This is a genomic window from Kocuria sp. (assembly GCF_030530945.1).
Taxonomy (GTDB): Bacteria; Actinomycetota; Actinomycetes; order Actinomycetales; family Micrococcaceae; genus Kocuria.
The window spans coordinates 146939-170883 of record NZ_JAUMTZ010000004.1 but is presented as its reverse complement, the minus strand read 5'-3'; the positions used below and the strand labels follow the sequence as shown (position 1 = coordinate 170883).

General features: G+C 70.8%; 25 protein-coding genes. 12 read left to right on the top strand and 13 right to left on the bottom strand.

What is annotated here, in order from left to right:
- Window positions 1-34 precede the first annotated feature (34 nt).
- Window positions 35-895 (bottom strand): helix-turn-helix domain-containing protein, encoded by an 861-nt coding sequence (locus tag Q4A22_RS05955; RefSeq protein WP_303177818.1) that lies wholly within the window; start codon window positions 893-895, stop codon window positions 35-37.
- 191 nt (window positions 896-1086) lie between these two features.
- Between Q4A22_RS05955 and Q4A22_RS05950 the strand changes: the two genes are divergently transcribed.
- Both Q4A22_RS05950 and Q4A22_RS05945 read left to right on the top strand, forming a co-directional pair.
- Window positions 1087-2016 carry an alpha/beta hydrolase gene (locus tag Q4A22_RS05950; protein ID WP_303177817.1) on the top strand — a complete coding sequence of 310 codons (930 nt, stop codon included), beginning with the start codon at window positions 1087-1089 and terminating at the stop codon, window positions 2014-2016.
- 109 nt (window positions 2017-2125) lie between these two features.
- Window positions 2126-2992, top strand: a complete 867-nt coding sequence (locus Q4A22_RS05945; protein ID WP_303177816.1) for an oxidoreductase — start codon at window positions 2126-2128, stop codon at window positions 2990-2992.
- Between the two features lie 240 nt (window positions 2993-3232).
- On the opposite strand, the gene nagB is transcribed toward Q4A22_RS05945, so the two are convergent.
- Genes nagB through Q4A22_RS05930 form a run of 3 tightly spaced genes read right to left on the bottom strand, consistent with a single transcriptional unit; the run spans window position 3233 to window position 6494 of the window.
- On the bottom strand, window positions 3233-4003 hold the full coding sequence (gene nagB / locus Q4A22_RS05940) for a glucosamine-6-phosphate deaminase (RefSeq protein WP_303177815.1): 771 nt from the start codon (window positions 4001-4003) through the stop codon (window positions 3233-3235).
- Between the two features lie 9 nt (window positions 4004-4012).
- Window positions 4013-5242, bottom strand: a complete 1230-nt coding sequence (locus Q4A22_RS05935; protein WP_303177814.1) for an N-acetylglucosamine-6-phosphate deacetylase — start codon at window positions 5240-5242, stop codon at window positions 4013-4015.
- Window positions 5232-6494, bottom strand: coding sequence for a PTS transporter subunit EIIC (locus tag Q4A22_RS05930; RefSeq protein ID WP_303177813.1), 1263 nt, complete (start codon window positions 6492-6494; stop codon window positions 5232-5234). Before Q4A22_RS05930 ends, Q4A22_RS05935 begins: the two co-directional genes overlap by 11 nt.
- Before the next feature lie 183 nt (window positions 6495-6677).
- Here Q4A22_RS05930 and Q4A22_RS05925 point away from each other — a divergent pair, with 183 nt between their 5' ends.
- From Q4A22_RS05925 to Q4A22_RS05900, 6 genes are all read left to right on the top strand, one after another.
- Window positions 6678-6908 carry a PTS glucose/sucrose transporter subunit IIB gene (locus tag Q4A22_RS05925; protein WP_303177812.1) on the top strand — a complete coding sequence of 77 codons (231 nt, stop codon included), beginning with the start codon at window positions 6678-6680 and terminating at the stop codon, window positions 6906-6908.
- Window positions 6905-7378 carry a glucose PTS transporter subunit IIA gene (locus tag Q4A22_RS05920; RefSeq protein WP_303177811.1) on the top strand — a complete coding sequence of 158 codons (474 nt, stop codon included), beginning with the start codon at window positions 6905-6907 and terminating at the stop codon, window positions 7376-7378. Before Q4A22_RS05925 ends, Q4A22_RS05920 begins: the two co-directional genes overlap by 4 nt.
- Before the next feature lie 6 nt (window positions 7379-7384).
- A complete protein-coding gene (locus Q4A22_RS05915) occupies window positions 7385-8092 on the top strand; it encodes a GntR family transcriptional regulator (protein ID WP_303177810.1) in 708 nt (235 codons plus the stop codon).
- 261 nt (window positions 8093-8353) lie between these two features.
- Window positions 8354-9271: an aldo/keto reductase gene (locus Q4A22_RS05910; protein WP_303177809.1), complete on the top strand. Its 918-nt coding sequence runs from the start codon at window positions 8354-8356 to the stop codon at window positions 9269-9271.
- A 118-nt stretch (window positions 9272-9389) separates the two neighbouring features.
- Window positions 9390-10268, top strand: a complete 879-nt coding sequence (locus Q4A22_RS05905) for an alpha/beta fold hydrolase (RefSeq protein WP_303177808.1) — start codon at window positions 9390-9392, stop codon at window positions 10266-10268.
- A gap of 495 nt (window positions 10269-10763) precedes the next feature.
- Entirely contained in the window at window positions 10764-12218 is a 1455-nt protein-coding gene (locus tag Q4A22_RS05900) for an amino acid permease (protein ID WP_303177807.1), read from the top strand.
- Window positions 12219-12360: 142 nt separating this feature from the next.
- Here Q4A22_RS05900 and Q4A22_RS05895 read toward each other — a convergent pair whose 3' ends face one another.
- On the bottom strand, window positions 12361-12783 hold the full coding sequence (locus Q4A22_RS05895) for a MarR family winged helix-turn-helix transcriptional regulator (protein ID WP_303177806.1): 423 nt from the start codon (window positions 12781-12783) through the stop codon (window positions 12361-12363).
- 162 nt (window positions 12784-12945) lie between these two features.
- Between Q4A22_RS05895 and Q4A22_RS05890 the strand changes: the two genes are divergently transcribed.
- Window positions 12946-14256 (top strand): HAAAP family serine/threonine permease, encoded by a 1311-nt coding sequence (locus Q4A22_RS05890; protein ID WP_303177805.1) that lies wholly within the window; start codon window positions 12946-12948, stop codon window positions 14254-14256.
- 25 nt (window positions 14257-14281) lie between these two features.
- Here the strand turns inward: Q4A22_RS05890 and Q4A22_RS05885 are convergent, their stop codons facing one another.
- Window positions 14282-15337, bottom strand: coding sequence for a 3,4-dioxygenase subunit beta (locus Q4A22_RS05885; protein WP_303177804.1), 1056 nt, complete (start codon window positions 15335-15337; stop codon window positions 14282-14284).
- A gap of 216 nt (window positions 15338-15553) precedes the next feature.
- Here Q4A22_RS05885 and Q4A22_RS05880 point away from each other — a divergent pair, with 216 nt between their 5' ends.
- Window positions 15554-16879: a deoxyribodipyrimidine photo-lyase gene (locus Q4A22_RS05880; protein WP_303177803.1), complete on the top strand. Its 1326-nt coding sequence runs from the start codon at window positions 15554-15556 to the stop codon at window positions 16877-16879.
- 23 nt (window positions 16880-16902) lie between these two features.
- A complete protein-coding gene (locus Q4A22_RS05875; RefSeq protein ID WP_303177802.1) occupies window positions 16903-17658 on the top strand; it encodes an SDR family oxidoreductase in 756 nt (251 codons plus the stop codon).
- A 32-nt stretch (window positions 17659-17690) separates the two neighbouring features.
- Here Q4A22_RS05875 and Q4A22_RS05870 read toward each other — a convergent pair whose 3' ends face one another.
- From Q4A22_RS05870 to Q4A22_RS05855, 4 genes are read right to left on the bottom strand one after another with little or no spacing between them, the layout of a single operon-like run.
- Window positions 17691-17957, bottom strand: coding sequence for a type II toxin-antitoxin system RelE/ParE family toxin (locus Q4A22_RS05870; protein ID WP_303177801.1), 267 nt, complete (start codon window positions 17955-17957; stop codon window positions 17691-17693).
- Entirely contained in the window at window positions 17941-18174 is a 234-nt protein-coding gene (locus tag Q4A22_RS05865) for a ribbon-helix-helix protein, CopG family (protein ID WP_303177800.1), read from the bottom strand. Before Q4A22_RS05865 ends, Q4A22_RS05870 begins: the two co-directional genes overlap by 17 nt.
- Window positions 18175-18229: 55 nt before the next feature.
- A complete protein-coding gene (locus Q4A22_RS05860) occupies window positions 18230-18706 on the bottom strand; it encodes a GNAT family N-acetyltransferase (protein WP_303177799.1) in 477 nt (158 codons plus the stop codon).
- A 14-nt stretch (window positions 18707-18720) separates the two neighbouring features.
- The gene (locus Q4A22_RS05855; protein ID WP_303177798.1) at window positions 18721-19635 is read right to left on the bottom strand and encodes a sulfite exporter TauE/SafE family protein; all 915 of its coding nucleotides are present in this window, start codon (window positions 19633-19635) and stop codon (window positions 18721-18723) included.
- Between the two features lie 244 nt (window positions 19636-19879).
- Between Q4A22_RS05855 and Q4A22_RS05850 the strand changes: the two genes are divergently transcribed.
- Complete coding sequence (locus Q4A22_RS05850; RefSeq protein WP_303177797.1) at window positions 19880-20047, top strand: hypothetical protein; 168 nt, start codon at window positions 19880-19882, stop codon at window positions 20045-20047.
- A gap of 73 nt (window positions 20048-20120) precedes the next feature.
- Here Q4A22_RS05850 and Q4A22_RS05845 read toward each other — a convergent pair whose 3' ends face one another.
- The 3 genes from Q4A22_RS05845 to Q4A22_RS05835 form a co-directional block, all read right to left on the bottom strand.
- Window positions 20121-20399 carry a CDGSH iron-sulfur domain-containing protein gene (locus Q4A22_RS05845; protein ID WP_303177796.1) on the bottom strand — a complete coding sequence of 93 codons (279 nt, stop codon included), beginning with the start codon at window positions 20397-20399 and terminating at the stop codon, window positions 20121-20123.
- Complete coding sequence (locus Q4A22_RS05840) at window positions 20396-21454, bottom strand: iron-containing redox enzyme family protein (RefSeq protein WP_303177795.1); 1059 nt, start codon at window positions 21452-21454, stop codon at window positions 20396-20398. Before Q4A22_RS05840 ends, Q4A22_RS05845 begins: the two co-directional genes overlap by 4 nt.
- Window positions 21455-21683: 229 nt before the next feature.
- Window positions 21684-23903, bottom strand: a complete 2220-nt coding sequence (locus Q4A22_RS05835) for a catalase (RefSeq protein WP_303177794.1) — start codon at window positions 23901-23903, stop codon at window positions 21684-21686.
- Window positions 23904-23945: the final 42 nt, after the last annotated feature.

Sequence of the window (23945 nt, the reverse complement as noted above, 5' to 3'; positions counted from 1 at the left end):
CTGCGAAACAATGTTTCCGTGGGCAGAGCGTGCCTCAGATGTTGGCGGCGTCCGCGGCTCGGCTCAGCTCCGCCAGCTTCCGGGCGTCCTCCGTGCCCGGGTCCGCGGACCACAGCACGAGCTGCTGCCGCACCGCCCCTGAGTAGGTGAACGAGTCCCAGTTCAGGCGCAGCCGTCCGGCGGTGGGGTGGACCAGCACCTTGGCGCCGAAGTCCTGCTCGTGGATGCGGTGCTCGGCCCACCACCGGCGGAAGTCGTGGTCCGCGATGGACAGCCGCCCCACCAGGGCCGCGAGCTCCGGCTCCTCCGGGTTCTCGGTGGCCTCCCGGCGGAGGATCCCCACGCACGTGCGCGCCACCGTCTCCCAGTCCTCGTAGAGTTCGCGCATGCGCGGGTCCGTGAACATCAGGGAGATGTAGTTGCGGCGCGCGGAGGGGAGCCGGGCGAAGTCGGTGACGAGCGCCGTCGCCAACGTGTTCCACGCGAGAACGTCCATGCGCGGACCCATGACCAGGGCGGGCAGCTCGGTGAGCTGGTTCAGGAGGAGTTGCAGGCGCCCGTCCGCGGCCTCGTGACCGGGGGAGGGCGCCGTGTAGCCGCGCGCCCGGTTGAGCAGGTCCTCGGCGTACGCGGTCTGCTCGGGGGACAGCTGCAGCACCCGGCACAGCGCTGAGAGCACGTGCGGGGTGGGCGTCAGCCGTCCCTGCTCCACGCGCGTGTAGTAGTCCACGCTCACCGCCGCCACCTGCGCGACCTCCTCCCTTTTGAGCCCGGGAACGCGCCGTGCGGCCCCGGAGGCCACCACGTGCGCGGGCAGGGTGGAGGGGCTCACGTCCGCGCGGCGGGCGCGCAGGAAGTCGCCGAGGACCTTCAGCTGAGGGGAGGAAGCGGGCATGGCCCCACCGTAGCCAGCGGCGTGGCGCTGTTCCTGGGAGGGATTGTTCCCAGGTAGAGGCTGTCCCTGCACGTCGTCGGGCGGATGAGGAACAGTGGAGGACGTGGCACGGGGCTCCGTCCCCCGTCCCGCGGAGACGCACCAACCCTGCAACCCGTAGACCCTGACATCCAGAACCTTGAGGAGTCGAGATGACCGACATCCAGCACGTCACCTTCCGCAACGGAGACATGTACTGGGACATGGCGGCGGACCTGCACTTTCCGCCCGAGTTCGACGAGACCAGGAAGTACCCCACCGTCGTGGCGGCCCATCCGATCGGCAGCTGCAAGGAGCAGACCTCGGGGAACATCTACGCACCGGCGCTCGCGGAGGCCGGCTACGTGGTGATCGCCTTCGACGCCAGCTTCCAGGGTGCGAGCGGCGGCGAGCCGCGGTTCCTGGAGGACCCGGCTCAGCGGGTGCAGGACTTCAGCCGCGTGGTGGACTACCTGGTGACCCTCCCGTACGTGGACGAGGACCGGATCGGCGTCCTGGGCATCTGCGGGGGCGGCGGGTACACGTGGAAGGCCGCGCAGATCGAGAAGCGCTTCAAGGCCGTCGTCTCCATCACCGGCGTGAACTTCGGCCGCATGCAGCGGGACATGGCCCGCAAGGCAGGTCTGCACGCCGCCCTGGCCGGGATCGCGGCGCAGCGCACCAAGGAGGCGCGCGGGGCGGAGAGCGAGGCGGTCGGTTTCCTCCCCGAGACCGAGGCGCTCGCGAAGGCCACGGGTGACATCGACATCATCGAGGCCTACGACTACTACCGCACCGACCGTGGGCGCGCAGAGAACGGTTGCGTGACCTTCGAGGCCGCGCACGGCCCCGCCGCCATGGGCTGGGACGCCGTGCACCTGGCGGACGAGCTGCTGGACCAGCCGCTGCTGATCGTGGCCGGGGACAAGAAGGGCGGCTTCGGGGCGTACGACGACGCCCAGACGGTGTACCGCGTGGCCGCCTCCGAGGACAAGGACCTCGTGATCCTCGAGGGCGTGTCCCACTACGACCTCTACGACCAGCCGCAGGGTGCGGGCAAGGCGCTGGAGCGGGTCATCCCGTTCTTCGACGCGAAGCTCTGAGGCTTTTTCCGACCCCCTCCACCCGGCTCTTCCGCCGCCCTCTCGCTGCTCCGGTGGCGACCCTCCGACTTCCGGGCCGATCTCCTGACCCGCACACGAAAGGACTTCCATGAGCACCCCCAAAACCTGGTTCATCACCGGTGCATCCTCCGGTTTCGGCCACGCCCTCGCGCAGGCCGTGCTGGAGCGCGGCGACCGCGCCGCGGTCACGGCCCGCCGCACCGAGACGCTCGAGGAGCTCGCCGCTCCCTACGGGGACCGCGCGCTCGCGCTGACCCTGGACGTGACCGACGACGCCGCCCGCCGCGGTGCCCTCGCACAGGCCACCGGGACGTTCGGTCGCATCGACGTGCTCGCCAACATCGCGGGCACCGGTGCGTTCGGTCCGCTGGAGGGGTTCACCTCCCAGCAGATCCGTGATCTGCTGGAACTGGACTTCTTTGCCCCCGCGGAACTGGCGCGGGAGGTGCTGCCGCAGATGCGCGAGCAGGGTTCCGGGCACATCCTCAACCTCACGAGCATCGCCGGGCTGGTGTCCTTCCCGGGCAACGGCCTCTACAGCTCCGCCAAGTTCGCGCTGGACGCGTTCAGCGAGGCCCTGCACCACGAGGTCAAACCCTTCGGCGTGGACGTCACCACCATCGAGCCGGGTGCGTTCCGCACCGGTTTCGCGGGCAGTGCCGCCATGCGCGCGGAGAAGGATCTGCCCGCGTACGCGGAGCTGGTGAGGGCCACGGACGAGTACTTCGAGGACCAGGACGGCCAGCAGCTGGGCGATCCTGCCAAGGCCGCGCAGGTCATCATGGACGTGGTGGACAGCCCCGAGCCGCCCGTGCGCCTGCTCCTGGGCAAGGACGCCTACGACCTCTGGGACAGCGCCGTGGAGTCCCGCCGCAAGGACACCGAGCCCTGGCGCGCGCGCTCCGAGGCCACCGCCTTCCCGGACGGCAAGGAGAACACCATCCAGGCCCCGTGAGCCGCTGACCGCCGCTCAGCACAGCACCGCCCCGGGTGCCGTCCCACGACGGCGCCCGGGGCGTTGCTCGTGTGCGGAACCGGGCGGCGTCGTCCTCCGATGGCGGGCCGCCGACGACGCCGCCCGCCCACCGTCGCTTCGCCCGGCACCCGGGTGCCCGCGTGGGTGCCCGGCGGGGGGGGGGCAGTGCGGCGTCGTCGGGCCGGTGCGCCGGCGGGGAGTGGACGGGGAAGGCGCGGGTCAGCGATGCCCGCGGAGTAAGCGCGCGGCCTCGCGGTAGTAGTCGAGGTACTCCAGCTCGCCGGCGGCCTCACGGTCCAGGACCACAGTGGCCCGGGGGTGGAGCTGCAGGACGGAGGCGGGGCAGCGGGCGCTGACGGAGCCCTCGGCCATGTCCCGCACGGCGCGGGCCTTGCCGCGGCCCTCGGCCAGGAGCAGCAGCTCGCGGGCCTCGCGGATGGTGCCCAGCCCCTGGGTGAGGCACAGGTGTGGGACCTCCTCGTCCGTGAAGAACCGGGCGTTGTCTGCACGAGTCTGGCGGGTGAGAGCGCGCACCGTGGTGCGGGAGGCCAGCGAGGACGTCGGCTCGTTGAACCCGATGTGCCCGTTGGTGCCGATCCCCAGCAGCTGCACGTCCACCCACCCTGCGCGGGCCAGGGACTCCTCGTAGCGGTGGGCCTCGGCGGTAGGGTCCGGAGCGTCTCCGCGGGGAGTGTGCAGCCGCTCCACCGGCAGGTCCACGTGGCTCACGAAGTCCCGCAGGATGGTCGCGCGGTAGGACTGTTCGTGCTCGGGTGCGAGCCCCACGTACTCGTCCAGCGTGAAGGCGGTGGCGGCGGAGAAGCTGAGGCCCTCCTCGTGGTGCCGGCGGATCAGCTCCCGGTAGGTGTCCTGGGGTGTTCCCCCTGTGGCGAGGCCCAGGACGGTGGGCCCCTGGCGCACGGCGCGTTCCAGCACGTCCGCGGCCGTGGTGGCCACCTCGTCCAGGGTGTCGCACACGATGATGTGCATCTTCGCTCCTCAGGTGGTGACGGGTGTTCCGCGGCGGATCACGGACTCCACCGCTAGCTCCGGCGAGACGACGACCAGGTCCGCCCTGGCACCGGCCGCCAGGTAGCCCACGTCATCCAGGCCCACCGCGCGGGCGGGGGTCCAGGAGGCGGCGGTGACTGCGTCCTGCAGCGGGATCCCCCACCGCACGCAGTTGCGCACGTCCTCGATGAGACGGCTGGTGCCCCCGGCGATGGCGCCGTCGGTGGAGCCCGGCTGGGAGGGGGCCAGTCGGGCGACGCCGCCGCCGACCTCCACGCGCAGTGCCCCCAGGGTGTAGTGGCCGTCCGCCATGCCCGCCGCGGCCATGGCGTCGGTGATGAGCGCGACGGCTCCGGGGCCCACCAGGGAGAACACCATGCGCACGATCTCCGGGTCCACGTGCACCCCGTCCGCGATCAGCTCCAGAACCATGGCTGCCGGGTCCTCGTGGGCGGCCTCCATGAGCACCGGGATGGGGCCCGGCACTCGGTGGCCGAGGGGCGGCATGCGGTTGAACAGGTGCGTGGCACTCCACGGCCCGCCCGTGGGATCGCCTGCGAGCGCGTCCCGGGTCTGCTGCGCGGTGGCGGCCGTGTGGCCCAGGGAGGGCACCACTCGGTACTCCCGGCATAGGGCCACCAGCTCCGCGAAGCGCGGGGTCTCCGGGGCCAGTGTCATGGACCGCACGGTGCCCTCACCGGCCCGCAGCCACTGCTCGAGCAGGTACGGGTCCCCGGGGATGATGGCGTGGGGGTCCTGGGCGCCGCACATGGTGGCGGTGATGAACGGGCCCTCCAGGTGCAACCCGGCGAGGTCCCCGCGGTGCACGAGCTCCCGGAGGGCGTGGATCTGTTCCAGCAGCACGTCCGAGGGAGCCGAGACCAGGGAGGCCAGCACCGAGGTGCTCCCGTGGGCGGCGTGGTGGCGGGCCGCCCGCAGACTTCCCGCCACGTCCGCGGAGAACGTGGCCCCGGCCCCACCGTGGCAGTGGACGTCCACGAGCCCGGGCAGCACCAGCGGAACCCGGCGGGCGGCGTCGCGCAGCTCGGCGGGGGCCTCAGCGGCGGGGCCGCACCACGTGATGCGCTCGCCCGCCACGGCGAGCACGCCGTCGGGCAGGGGCACCTCCCCCGGGGCGCCGGTACAGATCCGACCCCGCAGCGCCCACGGCTCCTCGTCCGGTCCGGTGGGGGACAGTGGGGCGGGGTCAGTCGGCACGGGTCTCCTCCAGCGGGGCGGCGTCGTCCTCACGGCCCGGGGTCTTGAGGTTCCAGCGGCGGATCACGAAGCGGAACAGGACGTAGTAGACCACCGCGTACCCCAGGCCGATGGGGATCAGCAGCAGCGGTTTCGTGGCGATGCCCATGTTCAGCACGTAGTCGATCGCCCCCGCGGAGAACCCGAAGCCGTCGTGGATGCCCAGAGCATTGGTCAGTGCCATGGAGGAGCCCATGAGCACCGCGTGGATGATGTACAGCGGCCAGGCCACGAACATGAAGGAAAACTCGAGCGGCTCGGTGATGCCGGTGAGGAACGCGGTGAGGCCGGTGGAGAGCATGATGCCACCCACCACCTTCTTCTGCTCCGGCCGAGCCTCCTGCCAGATGGCGAGTGCCGCGGCGGGCAGGGCAAACATCATGATGGGGAAGAAGCCGGTCATGAACACGCCCGCGCTGGGGTCTCCCGCGAAGAAGCGGTTGAGGTCTCCCTGCGTGCCGTTGTAGTCGCCCAGGATGAACCACACGATGGAGTTCAGGATGTGGTGCAGGCCCAGGGGGATGAGCATGCGGTTGAGGAACCCGTACAGCCCGCTTCCCGCCACGGCGTTGTCGGACACGGCGTGGCCCACGGCGGTCAGGCCGCGGTCGAAGAGCGGGTAGATGAACGCCAGCACCACGCCGATCACGATGGCGGCCAGTGCGGTGAGGATGGGCACCAGGCGGCGCCCGGAGAAGAAGCCCAGCCAGTCGGGGAGCTTGGTGCGGTGGAAGCGCTGCCAGATCAGGGCGGAGGTGAGGCCCATGATGATGCCCGCGAGCACGCCGTAGTCGATCTTGGGTGCCTTCCCGGCCACCTCCGTGGTGCCGAGCACGAGCGGGGCCATGGCCTCGAAGACGTTGGTCATCACCAGGTAGCCCACCACCGCGGCGAGTGCGGTGGAGCCGTCCCCCTTGCGGGCGAAGCCGAAGGAGATGCCCACGGCGAAGATCAGCGGCAGGTTGTCGAACAGTGCCCCACCGGCGGCGCTGATCACGTGGGCGGCGGTGGCGAACCAGCCGATGCTGCCCAGGAGGTCGTCCTGGCCCAGGCGCAGCAGCAGCGCCGCCGCGGGGAGGGCGGCGATGGGCAGCATGAGGCTGCGGCCGAAGCGCTGGAGGTTCTGCAGGGACTTGCCGCTGCGCTTGGGCTTGGCCGCTGTGCTCGACGGCGCGCCGTTGCCGGCGGTGGCGGGGGTGTTCTCCGCGCTCATGAGGGCCTCGTTTCCACGTGGGTGCTGCTTGTCCCGGACACCGGGAGTCAGTACAGTCGGGGCAACTGGTTATAACCAGTGATCACCATCACTGTGATGTGCGGGAGAGCACTTGTCAACCACTCGGGCGGGCGCGCGGCGCGGAGCCCGGGGACCGCACTCCGGAGACCACGAGGAGACACCATGTCCAAGGCTGAACAGATTCTTTCCGCACTGGGTGGCGCGCAGAACGTCGAGGAGATCGAGGGCTGCATCACGCGCCTGCGCACGGAGGTCTCCGATCCCTCTCTGGTGGACCAGGCCGCGCTGAAGGCCCTGGGCGCCCACGGCGTGATGGCCGCCGGGACGGTGGTGCAGGTGGTCGTGGGCCCCGAGGCCGAGAGCCTGGCCGAGGACATCCAGGACCTCATGTGAGCGAGCACTCCCGCACGACCGTCCACGCGCCCCTGGCAGGGCGGCGCCTGGAGCTCTCCCAGGTCCCGGACCCCGTGTTCGCCCAGGGGATGGTGGGTCATGGCGTGGCCGTGGAGCCCGTGCAGCAGGACGGGTCCGTGAGCGTGGTGGCCCCCGTGGCGGGGCGCATGCTCAAGGTCATGCCCCACGCGTTCGTGGTGCACACCCCCTCCGGCGCGGGGGTGCTGGTGCACCTGGGGATCGACACCGTGAAGCTCCAGGGGGACGGGTTCACCGTGCACGCGCAGAAGGGGGACCGGGTGGAGGTCGGGGACCCCGTGGTGGACATGGACCTCTCCCGCGTCCACGCCGCCGGGCTGAGTGCGTGCTGCCCCGTGGTGGTGCTGGACAGCACCGCGGAGGCGATCACCACGCTCACGGATGCCGAGCAGGTCGCAGTGGGGCAGGACCTCTTCGCCGTGTCACAGTAAGGTCCCGTGAACCGCGAACCCGAACTGAAGCACGAGCGCGTCCGGCACCACCTCCTGGACATGGCCACCCGTGAGCTGCGGCCGGGCGACATGCTGCCGGGGGAGCGAGTGCTGGAGGAGCAGCTGGGCGTCTCGCGGATCACGATCCGCCGGGCCATCTCGGACCTGGTCAACGACGGCGTTCTAGTGCGGGTCAAGGGCAAGGGAACGTTCGTGTCCCACGGCCGCGTGCGCTCCGCGCTGCACCTGGCCTCCTTCAACGAGGACATGCTCGCCGCGGGCCACCAGCCCTCCACACGGGTGATCACGGCCGAGGTGGACCACCCCGGTGGGGAGGCCGAGTCCCACCTGAGGGTCCCGGGGCCCGACGACGTCTTCCTGCTGCGCCGGCTCCGGCTGGCGGACGCCCAGCCCGTGAGTGTGGACGAGTCCTGGCTGCCCGCCCACCGGCTTCCGGGTCTGCGCGCCACAGAGCTCACGGGTTCCCTCTACGGGCTGCTCGCCGCGGATGGACTGCCCGTGACGCACGTGGAGCAGACGGTCGAGGCGGCCGCGGCCAGCTCCCAGATGGCCGGCTGGCTGCAGATCGCGGAGGGTTCCCCCGTGCTCCTCTTTCGCCGCCGCTCCTACTCGGGCGAGATCCCCGTGGAGTACTGCCTCTCCACCTACCGCGCGGACAGGTACCAGCTGTCCATGCGCCTGACCGTGGGGTAGGTTCCGCGGCCCGTGGAACGCGCCCCGGCGCACCGTCCCACGACGGCGCCCGGGGCGTTGCGCGTGTGCGGAACCGTGCGGCGTCGTCATCCGATGGTGCGCCGTCGCCCCCGCCGCCCGCCCACCGTCGCTTCGCCCGGCACCCGGGTCCCCGCACGGCCGGCACCGGGATTGCGCGCGTAGCATCGCGCGAGGAATACCCGGGCGCCGCACGAGCAGCGTGGGCGCCCGGACGGGCGAGGGACGAACCGAGGGGAACCCATGGACACACAGCACACCGCACCCGCCGAGCAGGCCGGGACCGTGCGGATCGGCGCGCGGACCGTGGCGCGGATGGGGTACGGGATGGGGAGTCTGGCGCGGGCGGCGTCGTCCGGCGCGGACGGTTTCGATGCGGGTGTGCGGCTGCTGCGGGAGGCGCACGAGCTGGGTGTCACGTTCTACGACACCGCCGAGTTCTACGGCGCGGGACTGGCCAACCGGCTGCTGGCCCGGGCGTTCGGTGACCGGCGGGACGAGGTGGTCTACGCGAGCAAGGTGGGTGCGCGGCCGTTGACAGACGGGCCCGTGCCCATGACGGCCGCGCAGAAGCCCCACGAGCTGCGCGAGGCCGTCCACCAGAACCTGCGGAACCTGGGGACCGAGCACCTGGACCTGGTGTACCTGCGGCGCATGGACATGCGGCCCGGGCTCGTGATCGAGGACGGCAGCGAGCAGAAGGTGACCCTGGAGGACCAGCTGGCCGAGCTCGTGGCGCTGCGGGACTCCGGGGAGATCGGGGCGATCGGGCTGAGCCACGTGTCCCTGGAGCAGTTCCGGGCGGCGCTGCCTGCCGGGATTGCGGCGGTGTCCAACATCCACAACATGCTCCACCGCGAGCACGAGGACCTGCTGCGCCTGGCGGAGGAGCACGACGTCGTGTGGTCGCCGTACTTCCCCCTGGGCGGCGGCGGGTACGCGGGACTGCCGAAGGTCACCGAGGAGCCCGCGGTGCGCGCGGCCGCCGAACGGCTGGGCGTGACCCCCAACCAGGTGGGCCTGGCGTGGCTGCTGGCCCGCACGCCGCTGTCCCTGGTGATCTCCGGGACGGCGAGCTCCGAGCACCTGCGCGAGAACGTGGGGGCGGCGCGGGTGCGGCTGCCGGAGGACGTGCTCGCGGAGCTGAACGGGGTGGGCTGAGCGGCACACCGTGGAGGGCCCGCTCCGCCCGGCGAACCTGTGACTTCGCGGGCGGGGGGCTGGGTCCTGGCCGCCACGGGTCCTCCACGCTGCCACCCGGGAGGCGGAGAATGGGCGCATGTTCGAGAACTTCGAGACCCACAGCGTTCCCGTCCCCGGTGCCACCATCCACGCGCGGACCGGCGGGCGGGGCGAGCCGCTCCTGCTTCTGCACGGCTTCCCGCAGACCCACGCCATGTGGCACCGCCTGGGGCCGGCTCTTGCGGCGGACCACCGCGTGGTGGTCGCGGACCTGCGCGGCTACGGGGACTCCACGGCCCACGGCGACGACTTCAGCTTCCGGGCCATGGCCGCGGACATGGTGGCCGTGATGCGCCACCTGGGCCACGAGAGCTTCCATGTGGTGGCCCACGACCGCGGCGCGCGGACCGCCCACCGCATGACCCTGGACTTCCCGGACGCCGTGCATTCCGTGGCGCTGCTGGACATCCTCCCCTCGCCCACCGTGTGGGAGCTCATGGACGACTGGCTGGCCACCCGGTACTACCACTGGCTTTTCCTGGCCCAGCCCGCCCCCATGCCGCAGCTGCTCATCAGCGGGGAGCCGCTCACCTTCCTGCACTCGGCGCTGGGCGGCCTGGGCGGGACCCCCGGCTCGCTGGACATGTTCGACCCCGAGGCGCTCGCCGCGTACGAGGCCGCCGCCCAGAACCCGTCCGTGGTGGCCGCGTGGTGCGCGGACTACGCCGCGGCAGCCGGGATGGACAGGCAGCACGACGACGCCGACCGCGGCACCTCCCGCGACATCCCCGCCCTGCTGCTCTGGGGAGAGAACGGTGTGGTGGGTGCCCAGACGGACCCCCTGGAGGCGTGGCGTCCGTGGCTGCCCCGCATCACCGGGCGCTCCCTGCCCACGGGGCACTTCATGGTGGAGGAGCGCCCGGACGAGGTGCTGGCGGAGATCCGGCGCCACCTGGCGGGCACGACCCGGCTGTGACGAGAGGGTGGGGGGCCCGCCCGCGCCACTCGGGAATGCGGTGACCCCCCCGGGGAAGCCGGCGAGCGGCGTCGTCGTCCTGACGCGGTGCCGTAGCATCTGCGTGTCTGGGGTTTCAGGCGGCATCCGTTGCTGGCCCACCCCGCGCTTCCCGGTGTCGGGCTCGTGTGGAGCAGAATGTCCTTCGGACCACGTACAAGCACCACGAGGCGGCCCGGAACGACGGCATCGCGGGGGAAGGACGCTGCATGACGACCACTCGGCTCACCCCGCCGGGTTCCGCCGTGTGGAGCGGCAGGATGGAACGGGAAACCCCCGAGCACCTGCGCTGGCACCAGATGGCTCGTCCAGACAGCACTGCGGCGGCGAACCCGCCGTCGAGCTCCCCGGCCTCTCATGTGGTGAGGCGTGCGCCACACTGAGCGCCGCCAGCCAGAGCAGCATCGAGAACACCCAGAGCACCGGCACCGCCGGTCCCAGCACGGGAGATCCCCAATGAGCAGTTCCGCCCCGCAGACCCCCGCCCCACAGGCGGCCCCGCAGGAGAGCCACACGCTCGCCCGCGGCCTGAGCATGCGCCACATCCAGTTCATCGCCCTGGGCTCCGCGATCGGCACGGGCCTGTTCTACGGCTCCGCCACCGCCATCCAGGCGGCCGGGCCCTCCGTGATCCTGGCGTACCTGATTGCCGGAGCGGTGGTCTACATGGTCATGCGGGCGCTGGGGGAGATGGCCGTGCGCCACCCTGTACCGGGCTCCTTCGGCCACTACGCCTCGCGCTACCTGGGTCCGTTCGCGGGCTTCGTCACGGGCTGGACGTTCGTGTTCGAGATGATCGTGGTGGCCATCGCGGACGTCACCGCCTTCGGTGTGTACATGGGCTTCTGGTTCCCGGACACCCCCCGCTGGATCTGGGTGGCCGCGGTGATCCTCTTCATCGCCGCCATCAACACCCGCAACGTGAAGATCTTCGGTGAGACGGAGTTCTGGCTGACCATCATCAAGGTGGGCGCCATCATCGCGATGATCGCGGGCGGCATCGTGCTCATGCTCATCGGCGTCTCCTTCGCTCCCGGGGAGACCGTGGGTCCGCAGAACCTGGTGGACCACGGCGGCTTCATGCCCAACGGCGTGGGCGGTCTGCTGGCCGCGCTCTCCGTGGTGGTCTTCGCGTTCGGCGGCATCGAGACCATCGGCATCACCGCGGGTGAGGCCGGCGATCCGGGGCGCTCCATCCCGCGCGCGGTCAACTCCGTGCCCGCCCGCATCCTGCTGTTCTACGTGGGCACCATGGTGGTCATCATGTCCCTGGTCCCGTGGAACACCATCACCGGGGACGCCAGCCCGTTCGTGCAGATCTTCTCCGCGCTGGGCATCCCGGCCGCGCCCACCATCCTGAACATCGTGGTGATCGTGGCCGCCATCTCCGCGATCAACGCGGACACCTTCGGTGCCGGGCGCATGCTCTTCGGTCTGGCCGAGCAGGGCCAGGCGCCCAAGGCGTTCACCAAGGTTTCCAAGGCCGGCGTCCCCTGGCTCACCGTGGTGGTCATGGCCGTGGCGCTGGGCATCGGCGTGGTCCTCAACGCGGTGATCCCCGAGGACGTGTTCGTGGTGATCGCCTCGATCGCCACGTTCGCCACCGTGTGGGTGTGGCTCATGATCCTGCTCTCGCACATCGCCATGCGCCGCGAGATCGAGCGCAAGAACCGCCCGGAGTCCGCGTTCAAGGTGCCGTTCTGGCCCGTGGCCTCCTGGGCCGCGACCGCCGGAATCCTGTTCGTGGTCGCGATGCTCGGCTGGTTCCCGGACACCCGTGTGGCGCTGGTGGTGGGCGCCGTGTGGCTCGTGCTCCTGGGCATCGGGTACGCGCTGTTCGTCAAGGGCGGTGGCCGCCACCGTCCCGACCTGGACGACCCCACCGCGCTGATCTCGCTGCCCCGCACCTGATCTCCCGCTGGAAGAGCCCCGGGGTGCGGATATTCGCACCCCGGGGCTCTTCCGTTCCCGGACGACGCCGCTCGGCACGCGTGCGCGCCCCCGTTCCGGGGGTCTCGGTCTGGCAGAGTATCGGCCTGGCGGAGAAGAGGTGTCAGATGCTGCGGCAGAGCCGCTGCGCCAGATCGTGCAGGGCCAGCCGGTCCCGGACGCTCATCTCCAGGCTGTCCAGCAGGGCCTCCTGCATCTGCGCGGCGTCCTCCTCCAGGGCGCTGCCCTTCTCCGTGAGGGAGATGACCACGGAGCGCTCGTCCTGCTCCGAGCGCTTGCGGGTCACGAACCCGCCGGCCTCCATGCGGCGCAGCAGGGGCGAGAGGGTGCCGCTGTCCAGCATGAGGGCCTCGCCCAGCTGGTTGACCGTGCGGTGGTCCTGCTCCCACAGCACCACCAGCACCAGGTACTGCGGGTAGGTCAGGCCCATCTCCTTGAGGGGTTCCCGGTACGCACTGGTGACCTTGCGGGAGGCCGAGTACAGCGCGAAGCACAGTTGCGTGTCCAGGCGGAGGTCGGGAGTCATGCACACATGCTACGCGAGGGGTGCCGGGCGGGGGTGGTGGCGTGACGTGGGACAACGGGGCTTTGTTGAACAATCCTGGGGAGTCGCGTATATATATGACCCGGCTCACAGGGTGCCCGCATCCTCTCGCCCCTTCCCTTCCTCGACAGCACGGAGACCCCGGTGCCGGATCACGACATCACGCCCACCAACGCCCCAGGTTCCGCCGCGACCACGGCGGCCACTTCCCAGACCCCGTCCCACGCGCCGGCCAACCGCCGGTTCGAGACGAACTGGGCCATCTCGCTCTTCGGCACCGCAGTGGGTGCCGGTGTGCTCTTCCTGCCCATCAACGCGGGTCTGGGCGGACTGTGGCCGCTGCTGGTCGTGACCATCCTGATCGGCCCCATGACCTACTTCTCGCACCGTGCGCTCTCCCGCTTCGTGTGCGCGTCCCCCGTGCCCAGCGAGGACATCACCGGGGTGGCCCGCCGGGCGTTCGGCGAGGGCCTGGGCCGGGTCATCACCGTGGTGTACTTCCTGGCCATCTACCCGATCGTGCTGATCTACGGCGTGGGCATCACCAACACCGTGGACAGCCTGCTGGTCAACCAGTTCCACCTGGCCTCCCCGCCGCGCTGGCTGCTGTCCGGGCTGCTGGTGGCCGCAATGATGGCGGTCATGCTCGGCGGCCAGCGGATCATGCTGGTCATCACGCAGTGGCTGGTCTACCCGCTGATCCTGATCCTGCTGGGCGTCACCCTCTACCTGATCCCCAGCTGGGACCTCAGCGTGTTCCACGGTGTGCCCGCGCCCGGTGACTTCCTGATGTCCGTGTGGATGATCATCCCGGTGCTGGTGTTCGCGTTCAACCACTCCCCGGCCATCTCGCAGTTCTCCGTGGCCATGAAGCACGAGTACGGGGACCGGGCCAGCCAGCGTGCCTCTGTGGTGCTCAAGCGCAGCACCGTGCTGCTGGTCATCTTCACCATGGGCTTCGTGTGGTCCTGCGTCCTGGCGCTCGGGCCCACCGGCCTGCAGGCCGCGAAGGACCAGAACCTGCCCGTGCTGTCCTACCTGGCCAACGAGAACGGCAGCCCGTTCATCGCCTACCTGGGCCCCGCCGTGGCGCTGGCCGCGATCGCCTCCTCCTTCTTCGGCCACTACATGGGGGCCGCCGAGGGTGCCGTGGGCATCGTGCGCTCCACCGTGGACCGGGACGGCAGCAGGATCAGCGACAGGACGCTGAAGATGGTGGTGGCGGCGTTCATCTTCGTCACCACGTGGCTCGTGGCCATCGCGAACCCCAGCATCCTGTCGCTCATCGAGTCCCTCGCGGGTCCGGTGATCGCGGTGATCCTCTACCTGATGCCCATGTACGCCATCCGCAAGCTCCCCGCGCTGGAGCCCTACCGCGGGAAGATCTCCAACGTGTTCATCACGGTGGCCGGCGTGGTGGCCGTGAGCGGCATCATCTACGGGCTGGTCTCCTGACCCTTTCCACCCGCGCCCCTGGCGGTCACTGACCCGGGGCGCCCCCTCCCGCAGCACCCGGTTCGGCTCCGCCACCGGGTGCTGCGGCCGCTGTGGGCTCGGTGCTGGTGTCCACGGGCACGTCGATGGTGAGCGTGTACCCCGTGGACACCGACCCCGTCACCTTGGGTGTCTGCATGTCCACCCCGTCGGAGAACACGTTGTCGGTCTTCAGGCTCACCTGGGACAGGTTGGTGGCGGAGTCCGGGTAGCGGGAGTCCTTGTACACGGCCGTTGCCATGCTCTGCGGGATGGCGATCTGCGAGGTCAGCACCGCGTTGCCGGCGTCCGTGATGGAGCCGATGTCCGGGAAGACCTCGAAGTGGATGTGCGGCCAGCGCCCCGCGTAGCACCCGGGGACCACGGACGTGAACGTCACTTTCCCATCCTTGCCCACCACCTGCACGCCGCGCAGATAGGTCTCGTCCGTGACGCCGTCGGAGTACATGGAGTAGTTGCCGTCCGGGTCGCACTGCCACACGTACACCGCTGCCCCGGTCATGGGCCCGTCGTTCTTGACCATGTCCACGATGTTCATGGTCAGGGTCATGGCCACCCCGTCCACGGCGGTGCTCCCGCCGATGCTCTTGGTGATGTCGCTGCGCTGCACCCCGGAGACATCCAGGACGTCCTGGCCGTTGGAGCCGTCTCCCGGGTACGGGCCGGCGGTCTCCTGGGGCATCTCCTCGTCGTAGGTGGCCGTGGGGGACGGGGTCGCGCTCGCGGTGGACGACGACGCCGCGGAACCTGACGGGCTCGCACTCGAGTTCCCGCCGCACGCCGCCAGCAGCAGCACGCTGGATCCGGCTCCGAAGATGCCCAGGGCGCGGCGCCGGTCGATGAGGGTGCCGAGGTCGAACGCGAGACCCTGGTCCTCCACGTCCTCGTCCTGGCGGTCCAGCACCCGGCCCTCGAAGGAGCGGGGGCGCAGCCGGGAGACCCTGCCCCGGGTGCCACGCTCCTCGTCGGGGGTCTGCTCCAGCCTCGTCTCGGAGGCGGCGGGGTAGGCACGGATGCTGCGGCGGGGGCGGATGGGGGTCATGGTGGATTCTCCTCAGGGCATGGTGTCTCGGGATCTTCGGCCGCCCACGACGCTACGGAGCCCCTCTGGGGCCGGGATGGACAGGGCCTTGAACCGGGGTGGGACGTGCCCGGGGCCTTGCTGGAACCGCCCTGTAGATTGACGGGGAGCCGGATCCCCGCGTCCACCGGGGCCCGGGGCTGCGAACCCGGGACAGGGCCGGGGTGAGGAGATCAGATGACCACCGTGGTGCTGTTCCGCGACGACCTGCGGGTGAGTGATCACCCGGCGCTGCACGAGGCCGTTACCCGTGGGGAGCCCGTGGTCTGCCTCTACGTCCTGGACGAGGAGTCCGAGGGCGTGCGGCCCCTCGGTGGCGCGGCCAGGTGGTGGCTGCACCACTCCCTGACCTCCCTGGCCGCAGACCTCGCGGAGCTGGGGGTGCCTCTCACGCTGCGGCGAGGACCGGCGGGGACGGTGGTGCCCGGCGTCGTCCGCGAGACCGGGGCGGACCGGCTGCTGTGGAACCGGCGCTACGGCGGCCCGGAGCGCGCGGTGGACGCCTCCCTCAAGGAGTGGGCCGGGGAGAACGGGGTGGAGGCGCACTCGTATGCCGGTTCACTCATGTTCGAGCCGTGGACCATCACCACGCAGAACGGGGATCCGTACCGGGTGTTCACGCCGTTCTGGCGGGCGTGCACCAGCGGGCCGCCGCCCCGGGAACCGTACCCGGCGCCGTCGTCCGTGGCACCCGTGGACCCGGCACCCGCCTCCGACAATCTCGACGACTGGGCTCTGCTGCCCACCAGGCCGGACTGGTCCGGGGGCCTCGCCCGCACGTGGACCGTGGGGGAGCGGGCGGCGCACGAACGGCTGGACGACTTCCTGGACGAGCGGCTGCCCCGCTACGCCGAGGACCGGGACGTGCCCGCCAAGCCCGCGACGTCCCAGCTGTCACCCCACCTGCGCTGGGGCGAGATCAGCCCGTGCACCGTGTGGCACACCGCCCTGAACCGGGCGGAGAACCCCGGGAAGTTCCTCACCGAGCTGGGGTGGCGAGAGTTCTCCACGTACAACCTCTACATCCACCCGGACATGGCCACCCGCAACATCAACCCCAAGTTCGATGCCTTCCCCTGGCCGCCGCTGGACGAGGACGCGCTCGCCGCGTGGCAGCAGGGGCGCACCGGGATCCCCCTGGTGGACGCCGGGATGCACGAGCTGTGGGAGACCGGGACCATGCAGAACCGGGTGCGCATGGTGGTGGCGTCCCTGCTGTCCAAGAACCTGCTGATCGACTGGCGGCTGGGCGAGCAGTGGTTCTGGGACACCCTGGTGGACGCGGACCCCGCGAGCAACCCCCACAACTGGCAGTGGGTGGCCGGGTGCGGGACGGACGCCGCGCCCTACTTCCGGATCTTCAACGCCGAGACGCAGCAGAAGAAGTTCGACCCGGACTTCGTGTACGTGGACCGCTGGAACGGACGCCAGGAGGGTGTGGAGCCCATCGTGGACCTCAAGGAGTCACGCGCGCACGCGCTGGAGCTGTTCAAGTCCCTGTAGGGGTGCGGGACTACCCTGGCCCCATGAAGATCACAGTTCTCGGTGCCAGCGGACATTTCGGATCGAACCTCTCGGAGGTGCTGGAGGGGCAGGGCCACACCGTGGTGCGGGCCAGCCGCAGCACGGGCGTGGACGCCGTGGCGGGCACGGGTCTGCGCGAGGCGTTCGCGGGTGCGGATGCGGTGGTGGACGCCCTGCACATCAACTCGTTCAGCGCCCGCACGTCCGTGCCGTTCTTCGAGAGGGCGGCCGGCAACACCGTGGGGGCGGCCCGCGAGGAGGGGGTGGGTCGGATCGTGTGCCTCTCCATCGCCGGGGCGGCGGACCCACGGGTGAACGGCGGGTTCGGCTACTACAAGGGCAAGGCCGTGCAGGAAAGCATCTACCAGCAGTCGGACGTCCCCTCCACCACGCTGCGCTCCACGCAGTGGTTCGACTTCGTGCCCTCCATGACCAGCCTGGTGGTCAAGGGCAGGGTGGGGGTGCTGCCGGAGATGCTCATGGCGCCCGCACTCCGTGAAGAGGTGGCCGAGTACATGGCCGAGCTCACCACGGCCCGCCACGAGGCGCACACCGACATCTTCTGTGTGCGTGGCCCGGAGGCGGGCACCATCGCCGACTTCGCCCGCCGCATCTTGGCGGCCGGCGGGGACCTGGGCGGCAAGAAGCCCTCCGTGATCAGGACGGCGCCGTACCTGGGCCGCGGCATCGCGAACGGTGGCCTGATCCCGCAGGGCGGGCACGTCACCCCCACCCGCTTCGAGGACTGGCTGCGCTGACGGTGCGCCTCGGTGCTCGGTCAGCCCGTCCGTCAGCCGTCGTAGGCGCGTGAGCGGTGGTCCACGTCGATTGCGTAGATGGCCACCGTCTCATCGCGGATCTCGCAGACGACGCGGTAGTCGCCCACCCGGTAACGCCAGAAGCCAGCCAGAGGGCCAGTGAGTGCCTCGCCTCGGTTGCGTGGGTTGTCAAGTGCCGAAACATCCCTCATGTAGCGGATGATCCGCTTGCTGACGGGGCGGTCTAACTTCTTCAGGGCTCGCAGTGACGTTCTGGAGAACTCAATTCCCCAGGTCAAGAATGGCCTCCACCTCGGCCAGCGAGTAGGTGCGTTCGCGGCCGGCACGCACATCCTGGGCCGTTTCGAGGATCTCGTAGTCGCGAACCAGCTGATCGATGTGTGTCTCCACGGCTTCCCGCAGGTAGTAGGACTTCGAGCGTCCGGTGCGTGCAGCAAGGCGCTCCAGCTTGGCCCCGGTTTCGTCGGACAGCTTCACGGACGTGGCCACGGTCATGGTGACATCCCCTTTCAGGGGTGAATTGACTACAGGTAGTCAATTCTACCCACCGTCAGGAGGGCGGCAACGGATGGTGCGCACCATCTCGCGGGCGCTCGATCCCGAAGAAACGGCCTAGCGCTTCGGTGCCCTCGCAGACCACCGGCGCCTCGGGGCGGATGAACGTTGCCGGGGTGACGACGACGCGCTGCTCCTCCGTGCCCACGGCGCCGTCACGGGTGTGCTGCACGATGCGGGAGCGGCCGTTCGCCACGTACCCGGTCTTGCGGCTGACCGCGGCGGAGGCGTGGTTGCCCACCACGTACTCGGAGTGGCACGCCAGCGCGCCCAGCTCGTCGAACGCGAAGGCCATGGCCATCTGGCGCATGAGAGTGCCGATCCCCTGACCGTGGTGTGACCGGCCCAGCCACGACCCCGAGGTGACCGTGCGGACGACCGGGAAGTCCTCGTCCCGCAGCACCCGCAGCTCCACGTCCCCGCACGTGATGCGCAGTCCGAACGGCGGGAAGATCTCCTCGAGTGCGAGCATTCGTCTGGGTCCCCTCACACCTTCTCCGGCACCCGCACCTCCGCGTCCTGGGGCGCCGCGCGGCGCTCCGCGACCTCCCTGCGGACCACCCACACCAGTGCGACGACCCACAGGATCGCGAGACCCGTGAGGAGCAGGCCCGGGGCGGCGTCGGGAAGGGCGCCGCGCACGCCGTCCAGGTGCAGCAGGGTGCGCGCGTTGGTCACGATGATCAGTCCCCCGGCGCCCACGGCCAGGATGCGCGGGGCGAGCAGCCGCACGAGCCAGGCCGCCAGTGGCGCGGCCGCGACGCCGCCGATCAGCAGGGCGAGCACCATCCCGTAGTCGATGCCCTGGCTCCCCAGGGAGAGCAGGAACCCCGCGGAGGCGCCCAGGCTGACCACGAACTCGGACGTGTCGATGGAGCCGATGACCTTGCGCGGCGCGATCTTCCCGGATGCGAGCAGCGTGGGGGTGCCCACGGGGCCCCACCCGCCGCCGCCGATCGCGTCCATGAACCCGGCCACCGCGGCCAGGGGCACCAGGAACGCGGCGGGCACGCGGCCGTGGAAGGAGGGGCGCCGCCCGCCGATGCTGAGGAAGCGCCAGACCACGTAGACCCCGAGCAGCAGGAGGATGGTGGACATGACCGGCGCGGCGGCGTCGCCGGAGACGGTGAGCAGGTTCGCGCCGAAGAACGCGGCGATCCCACCGGGGACGGCCATGAAGCCCACCACGCGCCAGTCGATGTTGCCGAAGCGCCAGTGCGAGAACCCGGAGGCGAGGGTGGTGCCCACCTCCGCGAGGTGCACGGTGGCGGACACGGATGCCGGGGTGAGCCCGGCCGCCAGCAGCAGGGTGGAGGAGGTCACGCCGTAGGCCATGCCCAGCGAACCGTCCACGAGCTGCGCTCCGAAGCCCACGAGGGCCAGCACGATCAGGGTGCGCACAATGCCCCTCCCGGGGTAGTCAGTCGGCGGTGGAACCGGTGAATCGCCCCAGCGTAGGAATCTCGGCGGACCCCGCCCAAGCCATGTTTCGCCGTGCGACGCCCCGTGTCCTTGCATGTCAGGGTCTTGACACAAGACCTTGCGCCGTGGCCCGGATCACCCCTTGTCAGCGGACAGCAGGCTGACGAAAATGAGGTGGTCGGTGATTCCCGCCGATCGAACCGTCCACAGGAAGGACAGGACCGTGGCAGAGAAGAATCCCGCCAGCGCCGGCGAAGAGTCGATCAAGATGAATCCCCAGGAGGAGGCCGCGGCCATGGCCCGCGACACCCAGGTGGATGCGGAGCCCGCCGACGAGGGCGTGGGCGCCATGACCGACAACAAGGGTGAGGCACCGGCCACCGAGAACTGAGCACCCCTGGAACGCAGAACGGCGCCCCGCAGGCCTGTGCCGCGGGACGCCGCTCTGTGCGGACGGTGGGCGCTCAGTCCTCCTCGTCCGCGTCCTCACGCGGGTTGGCGATGTTGTACCGCGGCGGGCGGGTGCGGAAGTTCGCGAGCTTGTGGGAGCCGTCGCAGAACGGCGCGATCGAGGACATGTTGCACCGGCACAGGGCGACGACGCGGCGGGGCGGCTTCTGCGGCTCGGCCCCCGGTTCCGGGGCGATCATCACGTCCCCGCGCACCAGCAGCGGTCCGTTGGGGCAGGGGGTGATGACCACCGGGTCCGCCGCGGCGGGCTCCTCGGGGCGGTCCCCGCTCACAGGGCGGCCTCGGCGTGGTCGGAGCGCAGGGACGAGCGGTCACTGCTCCAGCACTCCAGCATGTGGTCCCCCATGAGCCCGTCCACGTAGAGGCACGCGGCCGCCCCGAAGAGCACGTCCTCCAGCAGCTCGGGCTCGTCCTGGGCGAGGGCCCCGGCGAGGTCACGGGCGGCGATCTGCTCGTGGACGGCGTCGGCCTCCACGTGCTCGTCGTAGTACCAGGTGACGTCCTCGCCGTAGCCGAGCTTGCGGAACGCGCGGCCGTAGTACTTGTTGGGGATCGAGGAGGTCATCTCGAACGCCGCGAGGTGGCCGGCGATCGCGCCGCGCAGCCGGCGGTGCAGACCGAACAGGCTCATCACGTTCATGGACGCGAGCGTGGGGGCGGGCACCAGGTCCAGGTAGTGGTCCAGGGTGTCGTCCAGCCCCAGGCCGCGCATGCTCTGCGCGAAGATCGTGGCGTGCACCCGGTCCGGGCGGCCCCCGCCGTACTCGTCTGACTGGATCTCCATCAGCGCGGCCTTCGCGCGGCCCCGCAGCCGGGCGATGCCCCACGAGTGCGGGTCCGCCTCGCGCAGCGTGTAGATGGAGCGGTGGATCAGGAACTCCCGCAGGATCTCCTCGCTGGGGTGCCGGGCGAGCCACGTGGCCAGGGTGGGCTTCTCGGCCCCGCCGGTGATGGCGAACATCGTGTCCACGAGCTCGACGCCGTCCCCGGGCATCGGGTTCGGCATGGGAACCCGTTCCCGCAGCTCGCGCTCGAAGCGCTCCTCCAGCACGGCGCGCACACGCAGCAGCTGGGGGTCCCACTCGCGGTCCCCGGTCACGAACTCTGCGGGCCCGTAGTGCAGCAGGTACAGCAGGAACAGGGACAGCTGGACGTCCTCGTCCGCGAGCACGTCCTCCGTGCTCTCCACTGCGCTGGCGACGGCGCTCGCGAGCGCCTCGTAGGCGGCTTCCGGGGTGTCCTGCGGGCCGGTCAGGACCTCCAGCAGGGCTGTGCTCACGGGGCCCCGGGCTGCCGGGGCGGCTGTGCGGACGGGGGTGGTGGTCATGGTGTGTGCTCTCCGGTCGGGGAAATCGGTGGATGGTCCGATGCGTGGTTCCCTGCGGTCCGGTGGGACCGCGCGGGATCGTCCGAGGTGCTGGTCCGTGGCGGGGGCCACGGCGGGGGCGGCAACGCCCGGGGTGCCGGCGGCGTGGTCCGCGGAGGCGGGAGCGCCCGCCCGCGCGGCGCGTCCAGGACGCGCTGCGCGGGCGGGCGGAACTCCCGGGCGGGGCTGCTCAGGCCAACATACCGGTGGTCGGGAAGCGCTCCCAGACCCGGTGGCTGCCGAGCAGCTCCACGACGTCCGCCACGGCGTCCTCCGCGGAATCCGCCGAGACCACCCCGGCGGTGTGCCCGATCTGCAGCGCGTCCAGCGCGGTGGCGCCGGGGCCGAACGCGGCGATCGCCTTGGCGTGGCGCCACATCTCGTTGAGCAGCAGGCTCACGCGGGGATCCACGTCACCCGGGCTGGGTGCTCCGGCCTTCGCGTCCAGGCCCGCGGCCACCTGGTGCGCGGGTGCACCGGCGGTGGTGACCACCACGGCGTCGAACTCGATGGAGCGCGCCGTGAGCAGGGTGCGGTGGGCCACCACGCCCGGGGCCACCTCGCCGCCCTGGGGTGCGATCACGAGCGGGACCATGTCCGCGGCGTCGATCCGGGAGATCAGCGTGGTGAGCTGCCCGGGGTCCGTGTCCGGGCCCACGAGGATGCCCACCTGGCGGCCGTCCACGGGCCATGTGCCACCCACCTGGGACAGCGCCGGCGAGGGCTGCACGTCCTGGGCGGGCGCCTCGGTGGGCTCCTGGTCCGGCAGACCGAGCGACTGCGCCACGGTGTGGCCCAGGGCGGGGTCGATCGCGAACAGGTGGCGCACCTGGCGCACCCGGATGGTCTCGTCCCAGCACTTGCCGAGCTCGAACGCGTACGCCTGCGCGGTGTGCTCGCGCTCCACCTCGCTCAGGCTCAGCCAGAACATGCGGGCCTGGGAGAAGTGGTCCTCGAAGGACTGCGGGCGCTCGCGCTCCTTGACGGACTCCGCCACGGGAGCGGGGACGTCGATGAACGCGTGCTCGTTCTCGGGCGTCTCGAAGGGGTTGCCGCCGTCCAGCGAGTTGGGGCGGTACGGGGCCACCCCGGAGTGCACGGCGCCCTGGTGGTAGCCGTCCCGCAGCATGTCGTTGACCGCCGTGTGGGGGCGGTTGATGGGCAGCTGGTTCCAGTTGGGCCCACCCAGACGGGTGATCTGGGTGTCCAGGTAGGAGAACAGCCGACCCTGCAGCAGGGGGTCGTTGGTGACGTCGATGCCCGGGACCAGGTTGTTCGGGTTGAACGCCACCTGCTCGGTCTCCGCGAAGTAGTTGGAGGGGTTCCTGTCCAGGGTCATGAGACCCACCGGCTGCACGGGGACCAGCTCCTCCGGCACGATCTTGGTGGGGTCGAGCAGGTCGATGCCCTGGAAGCTCTGGTCCTCGGTGTCCTCGAAGACCTGCACCCCCAGCTCCCACTGCGGGTACGCGCCGGCCTCGATGGCGTCCGCGAGGTCCCGGCGGTGGAAGTCCGGGTCCGCGCCGTTGATCAGCTGCGCCTCCTCCCAGGCCACGGAGTGCACGCCCAGACGCGGCTTCCAGTGGAACTTCACCAGCACGGTGGAGCCGTCCTCGGCCAGCAGCCGGAAGGTGTGGATGCCGAAGCCCTCCATGGTGCGCAGGGAGCGCGGGATGCCGCGGTCGGACATGTTCCAGATGGTGTGGTGCTGGGCCTCCGTGTGGAGGGACACGAAGTCCCAGAAGGTGTCGTGCGCGGACTGCGCCTGGGGGATCTCGCGGTCCGGGTGGGGCTTGCCCGCGTGGATCACGTCCGGGAACTTGATGGCGTCCTGGATGAAGAACACGGGGATGTTGTTGCCCACCAGGTCCCACGTGCCCTCGTCCGTGTAGAACTTGGTGGCGAAGCCGCGGGTGTCACGGGCCAGGTCCCCCGAGCCGCGGGAGCCCAGGACGGTGGAGAAGCGCACGAACACCGGCGTCTCCTTGCCCTCCGCGAAGACACCGGCCCGGCTGATGCGGGACGCCGTGCCGTAGGAGCGGAACGTGCCGTGCGCGCCGGTGCCGCGGGCGTGGACCACGCGCTCCGGGATGCGCTCGTGGTCGAAGTGCGAGATCTTCTCGCGGAAGTGGTGGTCCTGCAGCAGCACGGGCCCGCGGGGGCCGGCCTTCAGGGACTGGTCCGAGTTGGTGAGGCGTGCGCCGTGGGCGGTGGTGAGGTACTCGCCCTGCTGCGCCATGCTGGACATCGGGGCGTCGGTGGGTGCCCCGGTGGGGGACACCCGCTCGGGCGCTCCCTGGTCCGGCTTGGGGGGCAGGGGCTCGCGCGGTGTGGTGGGCTCCTCGAGGGAGGTCTCCCCAGTGCCGGGCACGCCCGGGACCTGGGGGGTCTGGTTCTCGTGGGTGGTCATGGTGGTCCTCCTCCGGAGACGGCGTGCGCCCGACGGGTGAAT